Annotated in this window: 1 pseudogene; it reads right to left on the minus strand. The window is 68.3% G+C overall.

The features are described 5' to 3' along the window. Nucleotides 1-23: 23 nt before the first annotated feature. A pseudogene (locus ACIBH1_RS49070) lies at nt 24-1,045 on the minus strand (IS5 family transposase). Nucleotides 1,046-1,106 lie beyond the last annotated feature (61 nt).

Genomic DNA, 1,106 nt, shown 5'->3' on the forward strand with positions numbered 1-1,106 from the left:
CTAGGAGCTGTTTGAGGTTCGGATCATGTGGTTGAGGCGAGGAGTTTCAACCACATGATTGAGCCTCGGAGGTGGAGCCCGGCCACGTAGCTTTCCGGGGATTTGTCGTAGCGGGTCGCCAGCCCCCGCCACGTTTTGATCTTCTGAAAGCAGCGTTCGACGGTGTTGCGCTGCCGATAGCGCTTGGGGTCGAAGCCGACGGGCCGCCCGCCGCTGGAGCCCTTCTTCTTGCGGTTGGCCTGCTGATCGGTCTTCTCCGGGATGATCGCGGCGATCCGGCGGCGACGCAGATAGGCGCGGTTGGCCTTGGAGGAGTAAGCCTTGTCGGCGGCGACCGCGGCAGGGCGGGTACGCGGCCGACCGATGGGAGCGGGGATGCGGATCTTGTCCAGGACGGTGCTGAAGCGTGAGCAGTCACCGGCCTGGCCCGGGGTCAGGACGAAGGCCAGCGGGAGCCCGGCCGCGTCGACCGCGGCATGGATCTTGCTGCTCAGCCCGCCTCGGGAGCGACCGAGCTCGGCCCGCCGGGCCCGGGCCTTGCGGCGCCGCCGACTGGTGGCGCGATCGTGGCCGGCCGATGAACCCGCGTCGCCCGTCTCGGGTGTGACCTGCGGCGCATCACCCGCCACACCGGCGGCTGCTGCAGCAGCGGAGCCCCCTTTTCCTCGGTCAACGCCTGCTCCAGCGCATCCAGGGTCTCCCCGGCGATCGCCAGTCCGGCCGACTCCTGATGCGCCCGCACGATCGTGGAGTCCACGCTGACCATCTCCAACCCGACCTGCCCACGCGATGCCGCCTCGGCGATCAGCGCGTCCATCAGGGCCTGGAAGACCCCGGCTTTGGTCCAGCCGTTGAACCGGGAGTACAGCGTTGACCAGGGCCCGTAGCGTTCAGGGACGTCACGCCAGCCAGACCCGGTGCGAAACCGCCACAAGATCCCGTTGAACTGATCCCGCGCCCGCCGCGGCAACGGCCCGGTCGCCGCCACCGGCAGATGCGGCTCGATCAACGCCCACTCAGCATCCGTCATATCGAAGCGCGCCACATCCGACGTTCTACCAGGCTGAGCCACCCCTACCAAGATCCGAACCCCGAACAGCTCCTAG

The sequence above is a fragment of the Nonomuraea sp. NPDC050663 genome (assembly GCF_044456985.1).
Classification (GTDB): domain Bacteria; phylum Actinomycetota; class Actinomycetes; order Streptosporangiales; family Streptosporangiaceae; genus Nonomuraea.